General features: G+C 62.2%; 18 protein-coding genes. 10 read left to right on the plus strand and 8 right to left on the minus strand.

Translation table 11 applies throughout. The annotated features are described in order from the left end of the window. Positions 1-19: 19 nt before the first annotated feature. Together NKJ13_RS29135 and NKJ13_RS29140 are read right to left on the minus strand one after the other, a co-directional pair. Positions 20-463 (minus strand): SRPBCC family protein, encoded by a 444-nt coding sequence (locus tag NKJ13_RS29135; protein WP_352740688.1) that lies wholly within the window; start codon positions 461-463, stop codon positions 20-22. A gap of 169 nt (positions 464-632) precedes the next feature. Further along, positions 633-1,877 (minus strand): DegT/DnrJ/EryC1/StrS family aminotransferase, encoded by a 1,245-nt coding sequence (locus NKJ13_RS29140; protein WP_352740689.1) that lies wholly within the window; start codon positions 1,875-1,877, stop codon positions 633-635. Between the two features lie 347 nt (positions 1,878-2,224). Here NKJ13_RS29140 and NKJ13_RS29145 point away from each other — a divergent pair, with 347 nt between their 5' ends. The 5 genes from NKJ13_RS29145 to NKJ13_RS29165 all read left to right on the plus strand — a co-directional run bounded on the left by NKJ13_RS29145 (position 2,225) and on the right by NKJ13_RS29165 (position 7,522). After that, positions 2,225-3,199 (plus strand): polysaccharide deacetylase family protein, encoded by a 975-nt coding sequence (locus tag NKJ13_RS29145; protein ID WP_352740691.1) that lies wholly within the window; start codon positions 2,225-2,227, stop codon positions 3,197-3,199. A 67-nt stretch (positions 3,200-3,266) separates the two neighbouring features. Beyond that, positions 3,267-4,235, plus strand: coding sequence for a rhizopine catabolism ABC transporter substrate-binding protein (locus tag NKJ13_RS29150; RefSeq protein WP_352740693.1), 969 nt, complete (start codon positions 3,267-3,269; stop codon positions 4,233-4,235). A gap of 205 nt (positions 4,236-4,440) precedes the next feature. Beyond that, on the plus strand, positions 4,441-5,556 hold the full coding sequence (locus tag NKJ13_RS29155) for an ABC transporter permease (protein ID WP_352491125.1): 1,116 nt from the start codon (positions 4,441-4,443) through the stop codon (positions 5,554-5,556). A gap of 14 nt (positions 5,557-5,570) precedes the next feature. After that, on the plus strand, positions 5,571-6,383 hold the full coding sequence (locus NKJ13_RS29160) for an ATP-binding cassette domain-containing protein (RefSeq protein ID WP_254819104.1): 813 nt from the start codon (positions 5,571-5,573) through the stop codon (positions 6,381-6,383). A 32-nt stretch (positions 6,384-6,415) separates the two neighbouring features. After that, positions 6,416-7,522, plus strand: coding sequence for a Gfo/Idh/MocA family protein (locus NKJ13_RS29165; RefSeq protein ID WP_352740695.1), 1,107 nt, complete (start codon positions 6,416-6,418; stop codon positions 7,520-7,522). A gap of 26 nt (positions 7,523-7,548) precedes the next feature. On the opposite strand, the gene NKJ13_RS29170 is transcribed toward NKJ13_RS29165, so the two are convergent. Next, entirely contained in the window at positions 7,549-8,322 is a 774-nt protein-coding gene (locus tag NKJ13_RS29170) for a FadR/GntR family transcriptional regulator (RefSeq protein WP_254819087.1), read from the minus strand. Positions 8,323-8,352: 30 nt separating this feature from the next. Continuing rightward, positions 8,353-9,354, minus strand: a complete 1,002-nt coding sequence (locus NKJ13_RS29175; protein ID WP_352740697.1) for a LysR family transcriptional regulator — start codon at positions 9,352-9,354, stop codon at positions 8,353-8,355. Between the two features lie 110 nt (positions 9,355-9,464). On the opposite strand from NKJ13_RS29175, the gene NKJ13_RS29180 reads away from it, so the two are divergent. Beyond that, complete coding sequence (locus NKJ13_RS29180) at positions 9,465-10,079, plus strand: nitroreductase family protein (RefSeq protein ID WP_352705150.1); 615 nt, start codon at positions 9,465-9,467, stop codon at positions 10,077-10,079. Beyond that, complete coding sequence (locus NKJ13_RS29185) at positions 10,076-10,933, plus strand: EamA family transporter (RefSeq protein ID WP_352740701.1); 858 nt, start codon at positions 10,076-10,078, stop codon at positions 10,931-10,933. Before NKJ13_RS29180 ends, NKJ13_RS29185 begins: the two co-directional genes overlap by 4 nt. Here NKJ13_RS29185 and NKJ13_RS29190 read toward each other — a convergent pair. Beyond that, on the minus strand, positions 10,925-11,731 hold the full coding sequence (locus NKJ13_RS29190; RefSeq protein ID WP_352740702.1) for a hypothetical protein: 807 nt from the start codon (positions 11,729-11,731) through the stop codon (positions 10,925-10,927). The two genes, NKJ13_RS29185 and NKJ13_RS29190, sit on opposite strands and share 9 nt — an antisense overlap. A 210-nt stretch (positions 11,732-11,941) precedes the next feature. On the opposite strand from NKJ13_RS29190, the gene NKJ13_RS29195 reads away from it, so the two are divergent. Continuing rightward, entirely contained in the window at positions 11,942-12,430 is a 489-nt protein-coding gene (locus tag NKJ13_RS29195; RefSeq protein WP_352740703.1) for a nucleoside deaminase, read from the plus strand. 162 nt (positions 12,431-12,592) lie between these two features. Here NKJ13_RS29195 and NKJ13_RS29200 read toward each other — a convergent pair whose 3' ends face one another. Continuing rightward, complete coding sequence (locus NKJ13_RS29200; protein ID WP_352740705.1) at positions 12,593-13,075, minus strand: MarR family winged helix-turn-helix transcriptional regulator; 483 nt, start codon at positions 13,073-13,075, stop codon at positions 12,593-12,595. 108 nt (positions 13,076-13,183) lie between these two features. On the opposite strand from NKJ13_RS29200, the gene NKJ13_RS29205 reads away from it, so the two are divergent. Next, a complete protein-coding gene (locus NKJ13_RS29205; protein ID WP_352456261.1) occupies positions 13,184-13,588 on the plus strand; it encodes a VOC family protein in 405 nt (134 codons plus the stop codon). 100 nt (positions 13,589-13,688) lie between these two features. On the opposite strand, the gene NKJ13_RS29210 is transcribed toward NKJ13_RS29205, so the two are convergent. Continuing rightward, positions 13,689-14,585 (minus strand): NAD-dependent epimerase/dehydratase family protein, encoded by an 897-nt coding sequence (locus NKJ13_RS29210; RefSeq protein WP_352740707.1) that lies wholly within the window; start codon positions 14,583-14,585, stop codon positions 13,689-13,691. 145 nt (positions 14,586-14,730) lie between these two features. Between NKJ13_RS29210 and NKJ13_RS29215 the strand changes: the two genes are divergently transcribed. Then, the gene (locus NKJ13_RS29215; protein WP_352740709.1) at positions 14,731-15,669 is read left to right on the plus strand and encodes an NAD(P)-dependent oxidoreductase; all 939 of its coding nucleotides are present in this window, start codon (positions 14,731-14,733) and stop codon (positions 15,667-15,669) included. A 645-nt stretch (positions 15,670-16,314) separates the two neighbouring features. Here NKJ13_RS29215 and NKJ13_RS29220 read toward each other — a convergent pair. Further along, positions 16,315-17,094: a FadR/GntR family transcriptional regulator gene (locus NKJ13_RS29220; protein ID WP_023675806.1), complete on the minus strand. Its 780-nt coding sequence runs from the start codon at positions 17,092-17,094 to the stop codon at positions 16,315-16,317. Positions 17,095-17,202: the final 108 nt, after the last annotated feature.

Below are 17,202 nucleotides of genomic sequence, written 5' to 3' on the forward strand. Positions count from 1 at the left end.
GCCAGCGCAGCGCTTTACCTTACTGGTTGATCTCGGGTTCAACGAGCTTCGCCAGATTTCGCAGCGACTCCTGCCAGCCGAGATAGCAGGCCTCAACCGGGATGGCGTCTGGGATACCTGCCTGCGTGATATTCACTTCGGTGCCGACCGACACTTTCTTCAATGTCACGGTCACCTCGATCTCGCCGGCCAGGTTGGGGTCGTCGAACCGGTCGGTGTAACGCAGTCGCTCATTGGGCACGAGCTCGACATATTCGCCGCCGAACGAGTGGCTGTCGCCGGTGGTGAAGTTGCGGAAGGACATTTTGAACGCACCGCCGACTTTCGCCTCGAAGTGATGAACCGTGCAGGTGAAGCCGTTCGGCGGAAGCCATTTCGCAAGTGCATCCGCTTCAAGGAACGCGCGGTAGACTTTCTCCGAGCTGGTTGTCAGAATGCGGTGCAGCCGTACGGTGCCGGGCATATCGTTAATCCTCCGTGTTGGTGATCGATGCCCCCTAGGACGAGCGGAGCCCGGCCTATCCGACACGGGCCCGCGGATTTTTTGGCGGCCGGTTATGCCGGCCGGAATCCTCGGCCGGCCACCGGACAAGGAACTCGACCGCAGGGTAGCAAACCGCGCCGGATCTGGTCTAGTTCACACTGTCGAACTTCTGCAGATCAACCGGTGCCGCCTTGCGCAATTCGATATCATCGAGCGAAGCATTCTCCAGCGCCACCCGCGCCGCCGCGTCGATGTTGTGGATCATGTCCTGAATGTCGGTATCGCTGTGCGCCGGGTTCATGGCGACCATCACGGTGCGGTTGAGGATGTCGAGCGAGCGCTTGCCGAGGTCGTCGGGATAATCCAGCCGCAGGCCCTGGTTCTCGGGCAGTGCGTAAGGATTGAGCGCCGGGTGATGCGCCCCTTCATGCATCAGCACCTGGTCCCACTGGGTGAAATTGTGACGGCCGGTCTTGCCGGCAACGACGCTCGGAATGGTCTTCGAAAAAGTCTGCGCCGCCTGCTCGCTCGGCAGCAGGTACATAACCTGTGCGGCGCAATCGTCGTCTGCGCTGTTCATCGGCGACGGCGTCAGCCCAAGATTGCTAAGGTGGCGGGTACCGGCCAGCACCGTCTTCTTCTCGGCTCGCATCGCCTCGATGATGCCGTCCAGCCGGTCGAGTTGGACGTTGAGCATCGCCCCCATCAGTTCGGAAGCACGCGCGCCGATGCCGGCGAAGGGTTTGATGCTGTCGCTTCTGCCCTGCCAGTAGAAATGGCAAGGGTCGATGGCGCAGCGCGCCCGTTCCGCCACTTTCGGGTCGCTGGTGGCGATACCGCCGCCCTCGCCCGAGGTCATATTCTTGAAATAGTTGAAGGAATAGGCGCCGGCATGGCCGATCGAGCCGAGCTTGCGGCCGTCATAGCCGCCGCCGATGCCTTGGCAGACATCCTCCAGCACCAGCAGACCGCGCTTGGCAGCAATGTCCATGATCGCATTCATGTTGCAGGCCGCGCCCCACATATGCACCGGGATGACCGCCCTGGTGCGCGGCCCGATGGCGTCCCGCAAGGCGATGGGATCGATGGTCAGGCTCTCGTCGATGTCGACGATGACGGGAATGGCCCCGACCGAAAGCACCGCCGTCGCGGTCGCCATATAGGTGTGCGCCGGCACCAGCACTTCGTCCCCCGGGCCGATGCCGAGGCCGATCAGGCCGGCGGCGAGCCCATAGGTGCCGCTGGCGGCCAGCGCGAAATGCTCGACGCCAAGATGCTGCGCATAGCGGGCCTCGAAGCGGTCGCATTCGCTGTCCTTGCCGTAACGAAACAGCGCGCCAGAGCGGATCACCCTGGCAATGGCTTCGATTTCCTCTTCGCCGGCGGTGTACATGACAGGCCTCCAAGTCATTTGGTAATGTGGGTCGCTCGATGGTGTGGACAGCTGTAGGCTTGTCGGCACAGTTTGAAAGAACCACTCCGCCGCTATTCGACCAAGCCATCTGCGCCCGGAAGACGGTTCCTATGAGTGGTTTTGAACCCTGATTGGGGAAATCGGTAGCTAAGTGTCTCAGCCGGCAGGCAAATCGTATCCATCCGAATTCGCCAAAGTGGCCCTGTCGGAAAGCCGGGTTTCGGCGTTCCATTCCGGCCAGTTGGGCAAACAGTTGGTTCCATGAAATACGGGACACACTTTGGAAGACCCTCGAAACCGGTATGCCGGCGGGAAGGCGGCCATTCGTGAACGCCGCCGGCTCCAGCAAACGGATCGTGCTCCACGAGGACGATGTCGGCATGTGCCACGGCGCCAACAGCGCCTTTCTCGAATTGAGCGGGCTGGGTGTCTGCAGTTCCGGCGCGGTGATGGTGCCGTGCCCCTGGTTCCTCGAAATGGCCGAAGGCGCCGCCGCCAACCCCAGCCTTGACCTTGGCGTCCACCTGACGCTGAACAGCGAGAAGCAGCATTACAAATGGCGGCCCTTGACCGCGCCGTCGCGGGCGGCCGGCCTGACCGACGAGTTCGGCTTCTTCTGGCCCGATGTGGCGACCACGCGCCGCAAGGCGGTGCCGCAGGCGGTCGAGGCCGAGCTTCGCGCCCAGATCGACACCGCCTATCGCGCCGGCATCGACGTTACCCATCTCGACGCGCATATGGGCGCGGCATTGTCGCCGGAATTTTGCGACATCTACATCAAGCTCGGGCTGGAATATCAACTGCCCGTGCTGCTGACCAAGACGCTGTCCGCCTATTCCCCCAACGACAATCTGGTCGGCGTCACCGAGGAGGCGTTCCAGCGCGGCGTGGCGCTGGCCCGCGCCGGCGGCTTTGCCATTTTCGACGCCGCGATCCAGACAACCTGGGGCCGGCCGCGTTCCAGGTCGATCGAGCCCGCTTACAAAGCGCTCATCGAGGGTGTGCGCGAGGGCCTGACCTTCTTTTGCCTGCATTGCAACGCGCCCGGTGAACTCGAGCTGATCGAGCCGCGCTCAGCCTATATCCGCACCGAAGAGTACGAGCTGTTCCGCGACCAGGGCTTTCGCGACTGGCTCGCCGCCCAGCCGATCGACATCATCGGCATGAAGCCGCTGCGCGAGGAGCTTCGCGCCACGCTCTCGGCCGGGCGATCATCGACAACGACCCGCGGCAGCAACGCGGGCGAACAGCGATCGGCGTCGGCAAAGGCCCGCAAAGCGGCCACCCGATCCGCAACGTGAGCCGATCGTGGGGGCCGGAAAACGGAGCCAGAGGGATTGGAACTGCAACGACAAATGGGAGAATAAGATGAAAACGCTTCTGAAAGCGGCATTGGGCGCCTTCGTTTCGGCGGGCCTGATGACGGGTATCGCGCATGCCGCGGGCCTCAAGGATCCGAAGGACGTCCGCATCACCTTCGTAGTGCATGGGTCGGCATCCGATCCCTATTGGTCGGTGGTCAAGCGCGGCGTCGATGACGCGGCCGCCCTTACCGGTGCCAAGGTCGAATATTACGCGCCGCAGGTCTTCGACGTGGTCGAGCAGGCCCGGCTTCTCGACGCCGCTATCGCCACCAAGCCGGACGGTATCGCCGTCTCCATCGCCGACGCCAATGCGCTCGGCAAATCGGTCAAATCCGGGCTTGCCGCTGATATTCCCATGGTGGTTCTGGATTCCGGCGAAAAGGAAGGCGCCGAGCTCGGCACGACGCTCTATGTCGGCACCGTTTCCGAATATGATTCCGGCAAGAAGGCCGGCGAGCGGCTGGCCAAGGAAGGCACGCTCAAGGTCGTCTGTATCAACCACGAGGTCGGCAATGTCAGCCTCGACCAGCGCTGCCAGGGCCTCAATGACGGGCTGAAGCCCTCCGGCGGCGGCACCGAGGTTCTGGCCGTGGCGCCCGATCCCGCAGACATCCAGCGCCGCACGGAAGCCTATCTGTCCGCGCATCCCGACACGCAGGCCGTCTTTGCGCTCGGCGCCACCGCCGCCAACCCGCTGATCCCGATGTTTCGCGACAAGGAACTGTTCGGCAAGCTCAAGCTCTACACATTCGACATCAGCCCGGAGGTCCTCGATTCGGTCGTGGCCGGCGAAATGGGCTTCGGCATGGACGCCCAGCAATATCTGATGGGCTATCTGCCGGTGATCTATCTGGTCGAGCAAGCGACGCACGGCTTTTGGCCGCAGAACAACGCCTATACCGGACCGCTGTTCATAGACTCGCCGGAAAAAGCCAAGGCGATCCTGGCGCTCGCCAAAGAAGGCATCCGCTAATGCATGTCGCGCAAAAGTGTGCAGCGGTTTTGCGGTAACGACATGCATCAAAATTTAGGCCAGCGCTCCGACGGAACGGGAGAATGCGCCAAGCGCTCTCCCGTTCCTTCGAAGATTGCGATTTGAGCGATTGGAGAGCCTAATGGCGGTCGTGGAAGACAAGGCTATATCTCCGGGCGAACTGAAGGCGACCGACCGCTTCGGCATGACGTCGAAGCGGGCCGCCGGCGCCGACGAACGGTTGGCCAGCACCGGCAAGCTGACCCAGTGGCTGCGCCGGCCGGAAGCCGGTGCCGCCGGTGGGCTGCTTGCGACGATCATCATCTTTGCGCTGCTGCCGGGCGCGGCGAACCTCTATTCGCTGCAGGGGTCAATGACCTTCCTGACGCTGTCGGCGGAGCTCGGCATCGTCGCCACCGCGGCAGCACTCCTCATCATCGCCGGCGAGTTCGATCTTTCGGTCGGCTCCATGGTCGGCTTCGCCGGTGTTGTCATCGGGCTGACGGTGAAGTACTGGGGACTGCCGCTATGGGGCGGCATCGCCTGCGCCTTCGCCGTTGCCATCCTCACCGGCTATCTCAATGGCCTGATCGTGGTGAAGACGCGGTTGCCCTCCTTCATCGTCACGCTCGCCACGCTCTATATCCTGCGCGGACTGTCGATCGGCATCACCCGCGCCGTCACGGGCCGCACCCAGATCCCTTACATACTCGAAGGCGCACCGGATCCGGCGACGGCCGGCATTTTCAACGGCCATCTGCTCACCGGCCTGTTCCACTGGATGGGCGCGCAAGGCTGGATCGCCACCCGCAGCGACGGCATCCCGTTCGTCGCCGGCATTCCGATGTCGATCGTCTGGTGGCTTGGCCTGACGGCGCTGGCCGGCTACGTGCTGACCCAGACGAAATACGGCAACTGGATCTTCGCCACTGGCGGCGACCTGATCGCAGCCCGCAACGTTGGCGTGCCGGTCGATCGCGTCAAGATCAGCCTGTTCATCTACACCGCCTGCGCGGCGACGCTGCTTGCCACCATCCAGGTGATGGAGGCGGGCTCCGCCGACACCACGCGCGGCCTGCTCAAGGAATTCGAGGCGATCATCGCCGCCGTCATCGGCGGCGTGCTGCTCACCGGCGGCTACGGCACCGTCTATGGCGTGCTGTTCGGCGCGCTGATCTTCGGGCTGGTGCAGATGGGCATCTTCTACACCGGCATCGACACTGACTGGTTCAAGGTCTTCCTCGGCATCGTCATCCTGATGGCCGTGCTGGTCAACAACTACATCAGGCTGAAGGCGCTCGGCCGCGGAGGTGGCAAATGACCGAGCCGGCCCAAATGACCGCGCCAGCAATGGAACTGCGCGGCGTCAGCGTCAATTTCGGTTCGGTGCGCGCCCTCCAGGACATCGACATCAAGGTCTATCCGGGCGAGGTCCACTGCCTGCTTGGCGATAACGGCGCCGGCAAGTCGACACTGATCAAGGTTCTGTCCGGCGTCTACCGGCCGACCAAGGGCGAAATCCTGGTCGACGGCAAGCCGGTCACCTTCCGCAGCCCGCGCGACGCGCAGGAGCTCGGCGTGGCAACGGTGTTCCAGGATCTCGGCATGATCTCGCTGATGTCGATCACCCGTAACTTCTTCCTCGGCCGCGAGCCGACCAAAAGCAGCCTGCCCTTCTCGCGCATCGACAAGGAGCGCGCCAACACCATCGCCAGGCAGGCGATGGCCGATATCGGCATCGACGTGCGCGATCCGACGCAAGCCGTCGGCACGCTGTCGGGCGGCGAGCGCCAGTCAGTGGCGATCGCCCGCGCCGTGCATTTTGGTGCGCGCGTGCTGATCCTCGACGAGCCGACCTCCGCACTCGGCGTCCACCAGGCGGCGATGGTGCTGAAATTCATCATCGAAGCGCGCATGCGGGGCCTGGCCGTCATTTTCATCAGCCACAACATCCACCATGCCTATCCGGTCGGCGACACCTTCACCCTGCTCAACCGCGGCCGCAATCGCGGTACCTACGCCAAGTCGGAGATCTCGCGCGACGAGGTCATCTCGATCATGTCGGGCGGCGAGGATCTGAAGGCGGTCGAGGCGGAGATTGCCGGCCTGCTCGCCCAGATCGGCAACCGGCCGCCTGCGGCGCCTTGAGCTGACATCAGGACATTGCGGGGAATGATCCAATGAGCAGGATACGCGTCGGGGTCGTCGGCGCCGGCATGATCTCGCAGCTCGAGCATATTCCCAATCTGCTGCGCCTCAGTGAATTGTTCGAGCTGGTCGGGGTCGCCGATCCCTCCAGGATCTCGCGGCAGTTCGTCACCGACACGCATGGCATTGCCAATTTCGAAACGATCGACCAGCTCTTCGACCAAAGCCTCGACGCGGTGGTGATCGGCTCGCCGGACCCGCTACATCACGAACAGGTGCTGGCGGCGCTGGCGGTTGGCCTGCATGTCTTTTGCGAAAAGCCGCTTTGCTATTCGCTGGCGGAAATCGCCGAGATCATCGCCGCGCGCGACGCCGCCAGGAAAATCGTTCAGGTCGGCTATATGAAGCGCTTCGATCCGAGCTACCGGCTGGCGCTCGCTTCGCTGCCTGGAACATCAAGCACGCTGCGCGCGGTCTCGGTGGAAGTGAACGATCCCGACGCCTGGCCGTTCATCACCCACCAGCCCTACAGGCGCGGCACCGATATCCCCAACGACCTGATCGCTGCTGTCGCCGCCAAGCAGAAGCGCCAGGTCGAATACGCCATCGGTGTCCCTGTGACGAAGCTCGCTTTCCGTGGATTTATCGGCGCTTACAGCTCGGCCTTGATTCACGACGTCAACGCCGTCCACGGCCTGCTCGACGCGCTCGGCGTGCCGGACGGCGAGGTCGTCGGCGCGCAGATCTTTGCCAATGGCGACGGCGGCCAGGGCGCCGTCAAGTTGCTGGACGGGCAGGCGCTGTGGACCATGACCCATCTCACCGTGCCCAAGCTTGCCGACTACAAGGAGCGGATCACGCTGTTCTTCGACGATGCCAGCCTCGAGCTCGAATTCCCCTCGCCCTGGCTCAACCATCATCCGACCCGGCTGACGGTGACGACCTCGGACGGTCACATACTGTCGAAGCGTGATTTGCGCGCCGGCTACGCAGAAGCCTTCGTCGAGGAGATGCGTGGCTTCCGGGCGGCCATCGTCAATGGCGACCCCGTCGTCAACCCGCCCGAACACGCCGCCCGCGACCAGGAGCTGCTGCTCGGCCTGACATGGCAGCATCTGGCGACCGCACCCTTCGACTGAGCGCTCAACCTGTAGCCGAACGGCCGCTACCTGGACTTGATGACGCTGTCGGTATTGGCAAGCAGCTTGCGCACCGCATTGCGCGCCGCGTCTGGCCGCTGCAGGCGGATGCTCTTCTCGATTGCCTCGTGCAGCCTCTGCGCATGCTGCAAATCGTCGAGTTCCCGCGTCGTAAAAGCGAACAGATGATCGAAGGCCGATTCGATCAGCACGCCGAGCGGCACCAGCAGATCGTTGCCCGAGGCGCGCAGGATGGCGAGGTGGAACCGCGTGTCGGCGCGCGTTCGCTCCTGCAGATTGGTCGCCTCGCCCATCTCGCGGCAGGCCTGGCTGATCTCGGCCATCTGCTCGTCGGTGCGCCGCATCGCGGCAAAGGCGCTGGCCTCCGGCTCGATGATGTGGCGGAATTCCTGCACGGTCCTGAGGAACACCTCACGATCCGGCGAGGTCGCGTACCAGGCCAGCACATCGCGATCGAGCAGGTTCCAACGCTCTTTCGGCTCGACCCAGCTGCCGATTTTGGGACGTGACGACAGCAGGCTCTTGGCCATCAGCATTTTGATGGCTTCGCGCACCGCCGAGCGGCTGACGTCGAAGGTCTCGGACCATTTGGCTTCGTTGGGCAGGATGGTTCCCGGCGGATAGTCGCCGCGCACGATCCTCAGCCCGATTTCGTTGGCCAGCGACGCGTGAACGCTCGACCCGGGTATGCGCGCCGCATCGGCCCGGCGAATACCGCTCGTGCGTTCGGCGAACGCCTCGGCCGCTGTCTTTCCCTTGTTCGGCTTCGCGTCCTGCATGGCTCCACAAAGTCCGGATTTGGAGGCGTGTCAAGGAGATGAAATCGACGGCAATATCTCAGTTTGGTTTTCCGCCTCAGTCCCCTCCCCGACACCGCGCTTTGCCGAGCGCTCCCGCCGGAGCGGCACAAACGGCTTCTCTTTGTTCCGATTGAATTCCTCGATCAGGAAATCAAGGAAGACGCGGATTTTCGGGGCAAGATGCTGCCGTGCCGGATAGACCGCGTAGAGCGTGGTTTCGACCTTTTCCCAGTCGTCCAGAGCCGATTGCAGCCGGCCTGCTTTCAGGTCGCTCTCGACATAGGGATAAGGGATCAGGCTGACGCCGAAGCCGGCGCGCAGCGCATCGCGCACGGCAAGGCTTGACGAGACCGTATATCGTCTGTCGATGGCGACCCGCTCGACGCGGCCGTCCTTGCGGAATTCCCATATGTCCGCATGCCCCGAGAGGCTGAACCGGATGCAATTGGCCGCCTTCAAATCGGCAGGCGTCTTGGGCCGGCCATGCTCCTCGAAATAGGACGGAGCTGCGCAAAGCACGTGCGGCATGACCGCAAGCTTTCTCGCGACCAGGCTGGAATCCTCGAGATTGTCGCTGCCGCGAATGGCCAGGTCAAATCCCTCCCGCACGATATCGACGCGCCTGTCGTCAAGATGCAGATCGAGTTTCAAATCGGGATAGCGCGATAGAAACGCGGGGATGGCAGCCGAAAGCCGCGTCAACGTGACAGTCATCGGCGCGCTGACCCGCAACGTGCCGCTCGGCGCCGTCTTGATCGGGCCGAGGACCTGGTCGGCCCTGGCCAGCGCATCGAGCCCATGCGTGACATGCTCCAGATAGATGCTGCCTTCTTCGGTCAGGGCCATGCGCCGCGTCGTCCGGTTGATGAGCCGCACCCCCAGATACGCCTCCAATTCGGCGATGTTCTTGCTGACCGCGGGAGGAGAGAGACCGAGCCGCCGTCCGGCTTCGGCAAAGCTGTTCAGTTCCGCCACATGGCGGAAAACCTGCAACGCCCTCAGGCGATCCATCTCATCATTCTCTTCTAGTAAACAATGTCTTTCAATTATCGCGTATTATCGCTCATTGGTAAATTCTCTATCTGCTATCCGAACGGCTTGCTCAATTTCGGAATGACATGATGACCAACCCCACAATCTCCCTGATCGAGCGGCGCATGTCTGCCAATCGGTTCGATGCCTCGCATGCATTGACGGATGCCGAGGTCGAGGAACTGGCACGCCTCGCAACGCGCGCGCCAACCGCCTACAACCTTCAGAATTGGCGGTTCATCGCCGTGCGGACGCCGGAAGCAAAGGCGCGGTTGCGTAGCGTGGCCCATGGCCAGGCCAAGGTGCAGGAAGCAGCGGTCACCTTCGTCATCTGCGGCGTACTGCCCGACCACGCTGCCCTCAATGCAAGGCTGCTTCCTTTCGTGGAAGCCGGTTTCATGCCGGCGGATATGGCTTCGGGCTGGCGGGAGGGCGCCCGCGCCCAATATGCCGATCCTCTAGCGGCTCGCGACGAGGCGGTGCGCTCGGCAACGCTCGGCGCCGCAACGCTGATTTTCGCGGCCGAAGCGCTGGGGCTCGTCTCCGGTCCGATGGCCGGCTTCGATGCCGAAGGCGTGGCGCGCGAGTTTGGCCTTGGGCGCAACGAAGTGCCGGTGATGCTCATCGCGGTCGGCCGCGCCGCGCCCGGAAACTGGCCGCAAAAGCCCCGCCGCCCTCTTGCCGAAGTACTGGAAATCTTATGAAAACGCGCCGTTCCGATCTGCTGCTTACAGCCATTGCACCCGCAATATGGGGCAGCACCTACATCGTCACCACGCAGTTCCTGCCGAACTTTTCGCCGATGACGGTTGCGATGCTGCGGGCCTTGCCCGCCGGATTGCTGCTGCTCGCGATCGTTCGGCAACTGCCGACGGGCATCTGGTGGCTACGCAGTTTCCTGCTCGGAGCCCTCAACATCTCGATCTTCCTGAGCCTGTTGTTTGTCGCCGCCTACCGGCTTCCGGGCGGGGTCGCCGCGACCGTGCTGTCGGTCCAGCCGTTGATCGTGATTTTCCTTGCTGCTGCCCTGCTTGACAGCCCTGTCCGCCGGTTGGCGATCGTCGCCGCCCTTGTTGGGATCGCAGGTGTTGCATTGCTGGTGCTGACCCCGAATGCGGCGCTCGATGCGGTCGGCGTTGCCGCCGGCCTCGCCGGGGCGGCCTCTATGGCCTTCGGAAGCGTATTGGCCCGTAAATGGCAACCGCCAGTATCGCTGCTTACCTTCACGGCATGGCAACTGACCGCCGGCGGTCTGCTGCTCGTTCCGGTGGCTCTGCTTTTCGAGCCTTCCATCCCGCTGCCGACCGGCGCCAACCTGCTTGGACTGGCGTGGCTTGGGCTGATCGGTGCGGCGCTGACCTATGTCCTCTGGTTCCGGGGCATTGCGCGACTGGAATCCGCAGTGGTGTCATCGCTGCTTTTCCTCAGCCCGGTGACCGCCGTGCTGCTTGGATGGGTATTCCTGGATCAGACGCTGACCTTGCCTCAGATCGCCGGCGTCGTTTTCGTCATCGGCAGTATCTGGCTGGCTCAACGCCCCAACGGCAATTCAGGCTGAACGCTCCGGGTTGCCGGAGACTTCAACTTCCAGATCGGTCGCGACGCCGCGGCCGCCAATCTCGGGCAGCACTTCAGCGGTCCTATCTGGAGGCGATAGGGACGGCGGCGGTTTCCATCGCTCGTTAGGCATGAGTTCTTTGTCCAGATGGGAGTATCGGTCCTGAAGCTCCGCCACGCGTTGCTGATAGTCTTCTGAGTGCTTGAGGTCTTCGGTCAGAACGGCAACCATGGCCATTGCGGCGGCCCTCATATTGGCCATATCGAAGATAATCCGATCCACGACTTCAAGCTTTTGCGGCTCTGGAATCTTGTCGCCCGCTTCCGCAAAAAACTTTGAGCCATCAACGGTCCACCGAAGGCCGGAACAGAAGTTCCTCCAATATTGCTTGAAGTGATCGTCGGAAAAAAACAACACGGCGGTTTCTGTTACCGGTTTCAATTCGACATCGGGATTGATCGTGGCTATCTGGACGATTGGGAGGTCGAGCGCCGCGAATTTGCCCATCGCCTTGGCCAGTTTCGCCCGTTCCGCCAGAAATGATTCCTCAAAGAACTGCCGTCTCTTCAGGGACGTGTCAGCAAGGATTCCACGCAGCTCTGCTAAGTCCCTTTGATCGTCTTTCCAAATGAAATATGGCGCAGTGAGAAGCCGAAGGCCGACGCCACCACCAACGACAATAATTATCGTCCAGGCCACATACGCTTGTACCGCCGCGTTCACGGCCTCACCCGAGACCGAAAATACGGCCGGCACCAATACACCGCCGACGATTGAAAGTTTGTCCGTGAATAGCACGGAACCCGCGAACGCGCGCCGGAAGCACTTCCCCAAATAGCCCATCAGCCAACAATGACCGGATTCTGGTCTCTTGTGGAGTCACCGCCTTTGAGATCTTGGTCCGGTTGCTCTATAATACCGCTTTGACCAACGAGTCCCGAGCCCTAGGCTGTTGACTTGAGTCGACGGATTGTTCGGCACTATGATCAAGCGCCGGAGGATCTGCCGATGCCACAACGCCCCTATGATGAGCGTCTGCTCCGTCAGGCGTTCGAAGTCGCGCGCAGGGCCCGCGATGCTGGCGAACATCCCTTTGGTTCGCTCCTCGCCGACAAAGACGGCAATGTGTTGCGCGAGCAGCCCAACGGTTACAAAGCCGGCGGCGGCGACCGCACCGCTCATGCCGAAAGGCTGCTGGCCTCGTGGGCGGGGATGAATGTCAGTCTCGAAAAGCTGGCCTCCTGCAGCCTCTACACGTCGGCCGAACCTTGCGCGATGTGCTCCGGCACAATCTATTGGGCGGGCATCGGACGGGTCGTCTTTGGGCAGAGCGAACATGACCTCAAGCGGGTAACGGGTGCACATGTCGAGAATCCCACACTCGACCTGCCCTGCAGGATCGTCTTCGAAGCCGGGCAGCGTCCGACTGAAGTCGTCGGCCCGCTGCTTGCCGATGAAGCGGCGCAACTCCAGGCCGAATTCTGGAAAGACAAGTAGGGTCAGGACTCGTTGATTCAGAGGCAGAGGTGAGTGCCGACGTGGACAACGACCTGAAGCAATTCCAGGAAAAGTGTGAAACGATTTTCCGCCCGGAATTGCCTCAAAACAAAAAATATAGATCGGTTCGGCGTTTCCGTGAACGACAAAACAGTTTCTAATTCAAAGGCCGGCGAGCAATTTCTTAAGTAGAGCATTAAGAGTTTCCTGCTCCGCCGACGTCAGCACGGAGATTAATTGCTCTTCCAGCGCCACCATTGGACCGATCAAATCGTCTATCGCGCGCTTGCCGCCGGTCGTCAGCGCAATTTGCTTGCCGCGCCGGTCGGCGGGATCGGGGCGTCGTTCAACCAGCCCAGCGCGCTCCAGCCGGTCCAGGCGGCTGGTCATGCCGCCCGAGGAGATCATTGCCGATTCGTAGAGCTGAGTAGGTGAAAGCATATAGGGTTCACCGGCGCGCCTAAGCGGCGTGAGCACATCGAACTCACCTACATTCAGGCCTGCTTCTTTGAGCAACGGGTTCATGTGATCGCGGATGACCCGTGCGGCGGCATCAAGCAGACGACCTACCGTTTCAACAGGTAACGACGGAAGATCGTGGCGCTCGCGGGCCCATTGCTTAGCTGCGGCCTCGGCGCGATCCATGGCAAATATTCCCTCGGCAAAATGTATCTTGCAATCAAGATACATTGCATCTACTTACATTGCAGCAAGACAATAGCGCAGCGCGCAGCCTTGGAGAAGGAGAAATCGATGCCCAAAATGATTTTCGTGAACCTGCCTGTCCGTGACCTGTCGGCGTCGACGGCGTTCTACGTGGCGCTAGGCGGCACTGTGAACCCGCAGTTTTCGGGCGAGAAATCCACCTCGCTCATGTTCTCGGACACGATCGGGGTGATGCTGCTGACCCATGACCACTACCGCGAATTCACCAAACGCCCAATCGGCGACGCACGGCGCGACAGCCAGGCAATGATCGTCCTCACTGTCGATAACCGCGACGCCGTCGATGCAACACTGACCAGCGCGGTTGCGGCGGGCGGTCGCGCCGATCCCAACCCCGCACAGGATCTTGGCTTCATGTACAACCGCCACATTGAAGACCCGGATGGCTACGTCTGGGAAATCGTATGGATGAACCCGACTGCGAACGCCTGAACCTAGGGTGTGGGCGCATCGGTCGTAGCCGGTGTAAGCCTGGAGTCATGACGAGCAATTCGGGGCTGGCCCAGTGGCGGCTCCGCGTCAGGTGCGCCCGTCAGGTCGTCTTGACATATTTCCGCCAGCTGTGCTCCGGCCGAAAGCCGAGCATGTCGCGCGCCTTGCGGTTGGAGAGCAGCGTCTCGTATTCGCCAAGTTCGCCCTTGACCGGCACATCGGGGTAAAACCGCTTCAAAAGTTCGGCCGTCGGCAGGTCGGACGAGGTGTCGTCGTTGGCGGCGTTGAACACCTGATAGCCGAGCCCGTCCTTCTCGATGGCGCGCAGCGTGATCTGGCCGAGGTCGCGCGCGTCGATATAGCTCCAGGCGATGCGCTTGCGGAAACCCGGATCGGCGAACCATTTCGGAAACAGCGAATATTCATGCGGCTCGATGACGTTGCCGATGCGCAAGGCATAGATGTCGCTGCCATCGCGTTGTGCAAACGCCCGCGCGGTCTTCTCGTTGACGACCTTGGACAGCGCATAGCTGTCCATCGGATCGACGTCGTACTCCTCGTCGAGCGGGAAATGCGTCGGGTTGCGCGGCTCGTTGGCGAATACCAGCCCGTAGGTCGTTTCGCTGGAGGCGATCACCACCTTGCGGATGCCGAGCTTCACCGCAGCCTCGATCACGTTGTAGGTGCCGAGCGCGTTGATGCGGAACACCTCATTGTCGGGCGTGATCATGATGCGCGGGATCGCCGCGAAATGCACGACCGCATCGACCGGCTGCGAGCGCAGCGACGGGTCGAATTCATGCAGGCCCATATAGCTCGATAGCGCATTGAACACCTGCCCGCTGTCGGTGATGTCGGTGATCAGCGTGCGCACCTTGGGATTGTCGAGCGGCTTGGTGTCGATGTTGAGCACCTGGCAGCCCTGCTCGACCAGATACTGCACGACGTGGCGCCCGGCCTTGCCGCTGCCGCCGGTGAACATGATCCGCTTCGTCATTTTGCTCTCCCTGGAATTCATGTGTATTGTCAGACAATATCGAACTCTGCAATCGCCTGCCATGGCATGCGGCAAAAACCCGCTTCAACAATTCGCCGGCAATGTGCAGCGCCGTCATCCATCACTGCAAATAGGACGAAACGACATGAACACGACTGCCGCGAGCGAAAAGATCGGCTTCATCGGGCTTGGCCTGATGGGGCACGGGATCGCGAAGAACATCGTCGACAAGGGTTATCCGCTGACGTTTCTCGGCCGCAAGAACCGCACGCCGGCGGAAGACCTGCTCGGCCGCGGCGCCAAGGAGGCGACGACCTCGCGCGACGTCGCGGCGGCATCCGATATCGTCTTCATCTGCGTCACCGGCTCGCGCGAGGTCGAAGCCATCATCCGCGGCCCAGGCGGCCTCAAGGAAGGCCTGAAGCAGGGATCGGTTGTCGTAGACTGCTCGACCTCTGATCCCGTTTCGACGGTGGCGCTGGCCGCCGAACTCAAGGCGCTCGGCGTCGATTATGTCGATGCCCCGCTCAGCCGCACCCCGAAGGAGGCTTGGGAAGGCACGCTCGACGCCATGGTCGGCGCGCCCGATGCGGTCTTTGCCCGGCTGAAGCCGGTGCTCGAAACCTGGGCCGGGCGTATCGTCCATATCGGCGACACCGGTGACGGCCATCGCATGAAGCTGCTCAACAATTTCATTTCGCTCGGCTACGCCGCGATTTATTCCGAGGCGCTGGCGCTGGCGCAGAAGGTCGGCATCTCGCCGCCGCGCTTCGACAGCGTCATCCGCAACGGTCGCATGGATTGCGGCTTCTACCAGACCTTCATGCGCTGGACGCTGGAAGGCGACCGCGACGCGCACAAATTCACCATCGCCAACGCCTTCAAGGATCTCACCTATCTCGAGTCCATGGCGGGTGCTGCCGGCATCGCCAACCCGCTCGGCAACGCCACCAAGAACGCCTTCGCCGGCGCCTTTGCCACCGGCCCCGCCGATCAGTACGTGCCGATGCTGGCGACGCATATCGGCAAGGTCAACGGCGTCGACCTCATGCCGACGAGGGATGGCAAGAAGCAGACGATCTGAGGCTTGTGCGATACGCCCGGCACACTGCCTTCAATCGAGGCCGGCGCTGCCCCTCATCACCCTGCCGGGTACTTCTCCCCGTATAGTGACGGGGAGAAGGACGCCTTCGCCAATGATTTCGCCAACTGCCTGCGTTGCAAGCCAACTGCCTGCGTTGCAAGAAGGTGTGCCAAGATCGCGGACAGCCCCTTCTCCCCGTCACTATACGGGGAGAAGGTGGCGGCAGCCGGATGAGGGGCAGCACCAACCTATATGACAAATCAACATCGCAACCGGGCAGATGACGTCGTCGGTGTTGTCGAAAAGTCGGTGCATTGCAACACGCAACGTCCGATCGAAGAGAAAGCCAGAAACAAAAAACCCGCCTCGGGAGGCGGGTCGTTGGAGCCAATTAGCACCATACCAAAATTACTAGCATAGCTGCCGGCACAAAGCAAGAACAAAATAGCTGCGACGGCAAAAAAAGTCCGAATTCCTTTCCCACCCGAGGTCGCCGCCCTCATTGCCTAGCGTTGATGATCAGCGAAAGCCGAAATGGCATCCAATCTCCCCCCTCGTGGGGGAGATGTCCGGCAGGACAAGGAGGGGCGCGAAGGAATGCTAGTTTTGCAATCGTTCGGAGCAACGCCAGCCCTGGCGCATAAATCACCGCCGCGACCGGCCGATGACATCGTCGGTGTTGGCAAGAAGCCTGTGCACCGCGGCGCGGGCTGCGGCGGGCCGCTGCAGGCGGATGTTCTTCTCGATCGCCTCGTGCAGTGCCTGCGCCCGCCGCTGATCGCTGGTCTCGCGGGTGACGAACTGGAACAAATGGTCGAGCGCCGATTCGATCAGCACGCCGAGCGGCACCAGCAGATCGTTGCCCGAGGCCCGCAGGATGGCGAGGTGAAATCGCGTGTCGGCGCGGGTCCGCTCCTGCAGGTTGGTCGCCTCGCCCATCTCGCGGCAAGCCTGGCTGATCTCGGCCATCTGCTCGTCGGTGCGTCGCATCGCGGCAAAGGCGCTGGCCTCCGGCTCGATGATGTGGCGGAATTCCTGCACGGTCCTCAGGAACACCTCGCGGTCCGGCGAGGTCGCATACCAGGCCAGCACGTCGCGATCGAGCAGGTTCCAGCGCTCCTTCGGCTCGACCCAGCTGCCGATCTTCGGGCGTGACGCCAATAGGCTCTTGGCCATCAGCATTTTTATGGCTTCGCGCACCGCCGAGCGGCTGACGTCGAAGGTCTCGGACCATTTGGCTTCGTTGGGCAGGATGGTTCCCGGCGGATAGTCGCCGCGCACGATCCTCAGCCCGATTTCGTTGGCGAGCGAGGCGTGCACACTCGAGCCGGGAAAGTGTGCGGCATCGGCACGCCGAACGACGGCCGGCCGCCCAGGCTCTGCCTTGAATTTGGCGGGTCGCTTTTTTGATGTCGCGTCCGGCATTGGTATTCCCCGGCAACTGCTTGTCGAAAGCCTGAACTCAGGGCACGGCAAAGCAGCGGCCTACGCTCCAAAGCAGCGTCGCCTCGTGCGTTTGTATGGACGATGCGT

This window comes from Mesorhizobium sp. M0174 (assembly GCF_040322275.1).
Lineage (GTDB): Bacteria > Pseudomonadota > Alphaproteobacteria > Rhizobiales > Rhizobiaceae > Mesorhizobium.

What these genes read in the sequence shown, in the direction of transcription:
- NKJ13_RS29135 (WP_352740688.1), bottom strand. Translation starts at nt 463, where the DNA reads ATGCCCGGCACCGTACGGCTGCACCGCATTCTGACAACCAGCTCGGAG.
- NKJ13_RS29140 (WP_352740689.1), bottom strand. Translation starts at nt 1,877, where the DNA reads ATGTACACCGCCGGCGAAGAGGAAATCGAAGCCATTGCCAGGGTGATC.
- NKJ13_RS29150 (WP_352740693.1), top strand. Translation starts at nt 3,267, where the DNA reads ATGAAAACGCTTCTGAAAGCGGCATTGGGCGCCTTCGTTTCGGCGGGC.
- NKJ13_RS29155 (WP_352491125.1), top strand. Translation starts at nt 4,441, where the DNA reads ATGACGTCGAAGCGGGCCGCCGGCGCCGACGAACGGTTGGCCAGCACC.
- NKJ13_RS29160 (WP_254819104.1), top strand. Translation starts at nt 5,571, where the DNA reads ATGACCGCGCCAGCAATGGAACTGCGCGGCGTCAGCGTCAATTTCGGT.
- NKJ13_RS29165 (WP_352740695.1), top strand. Translation starts at nt 6,416, where the DNA reads ATGAGCAGGATACGCGTCGGGGTCGTCGGCGCCGGCATGATCTCGCAG.
- NKJ13_RS29170 (WP_254819087.1), bottom strand. Translation starts at nt 8,322, where the DNA reads ATGCAGGACGCGAAGCCGAACAAGGGAAAGACAGCGGCCGAGGCGTTC.
- NKJ13_RS29175 (WP_352740697.1), bottom strand. Translation starts at nt 9,354, where the DNA reads ATGGATCGCCTGAGGGCGTTGCAGGTTTTCCGCCATGTGGCGGAACTG.
- NKJ13_RS29180 (WP_352705150.1), top strand. Translation starts at nt 9,465, where the DNA reads ATGACCAACCCCACAATCTCCCTGATCGAGCGGCGCATGTCTGCCAAT.
- NKJ13_RS29185 (WP_352740701.1), top strand. Translation starts at nt 10,076, where the DNA reads ATGAAAACGCGCCGTTCCGATCTGCTGCTTACAGCCATTGCACCCGCA.
- NKJ13_RS29195 (WP_352740703.1), top strand. Translation starts at nt 11,942, where the DNA reads ATGCCACAACGCCCCTATGATGAGCGTCTGCTCCGTCAGGCGTTCGAA.
- NKJ13_RS29200 (WP_352740705.1), bottom strand. Translation starts at nt 13,075, where the DNA reads ATGGATCGCGCCGAGGCCGCAGCTAAGCAATGGGCCCGCGAGCGCCAC.
- NKJ13_RS29205 (WP_352456261.1), top strand. Translation starts at nt 13,184, where the DNA reads ATGCCCAAAATGATTTTCGTGAACCTGCCTGTCCGTGACCTGTCGGCG.
- NKJ13_RS29210 (WP_352740707.1), bottom strand. Translation starts at nt 14,585, where the DNA reads ATGACGAAGCGGATCATGTTCACCGGCGGCAGCGGCAAGGCCGGGCGC.
- NKJ13_RS29215 (WP_352740709.1), top strand. Translation starts at nt 14,731, where the DNA reads ATGAACACGACTGCCGCGAGCGAAAAGATCGGCTTCATCGGGCTTGGC.
- NKJ13_RS29220 (WP_023675806.1), bottom strand. Translation starts at nt 17,094, where the DNA reads ATGCCGGACGCGACATCAAAAAAGCGACCCGCCAAATTCAAGGCAGAG.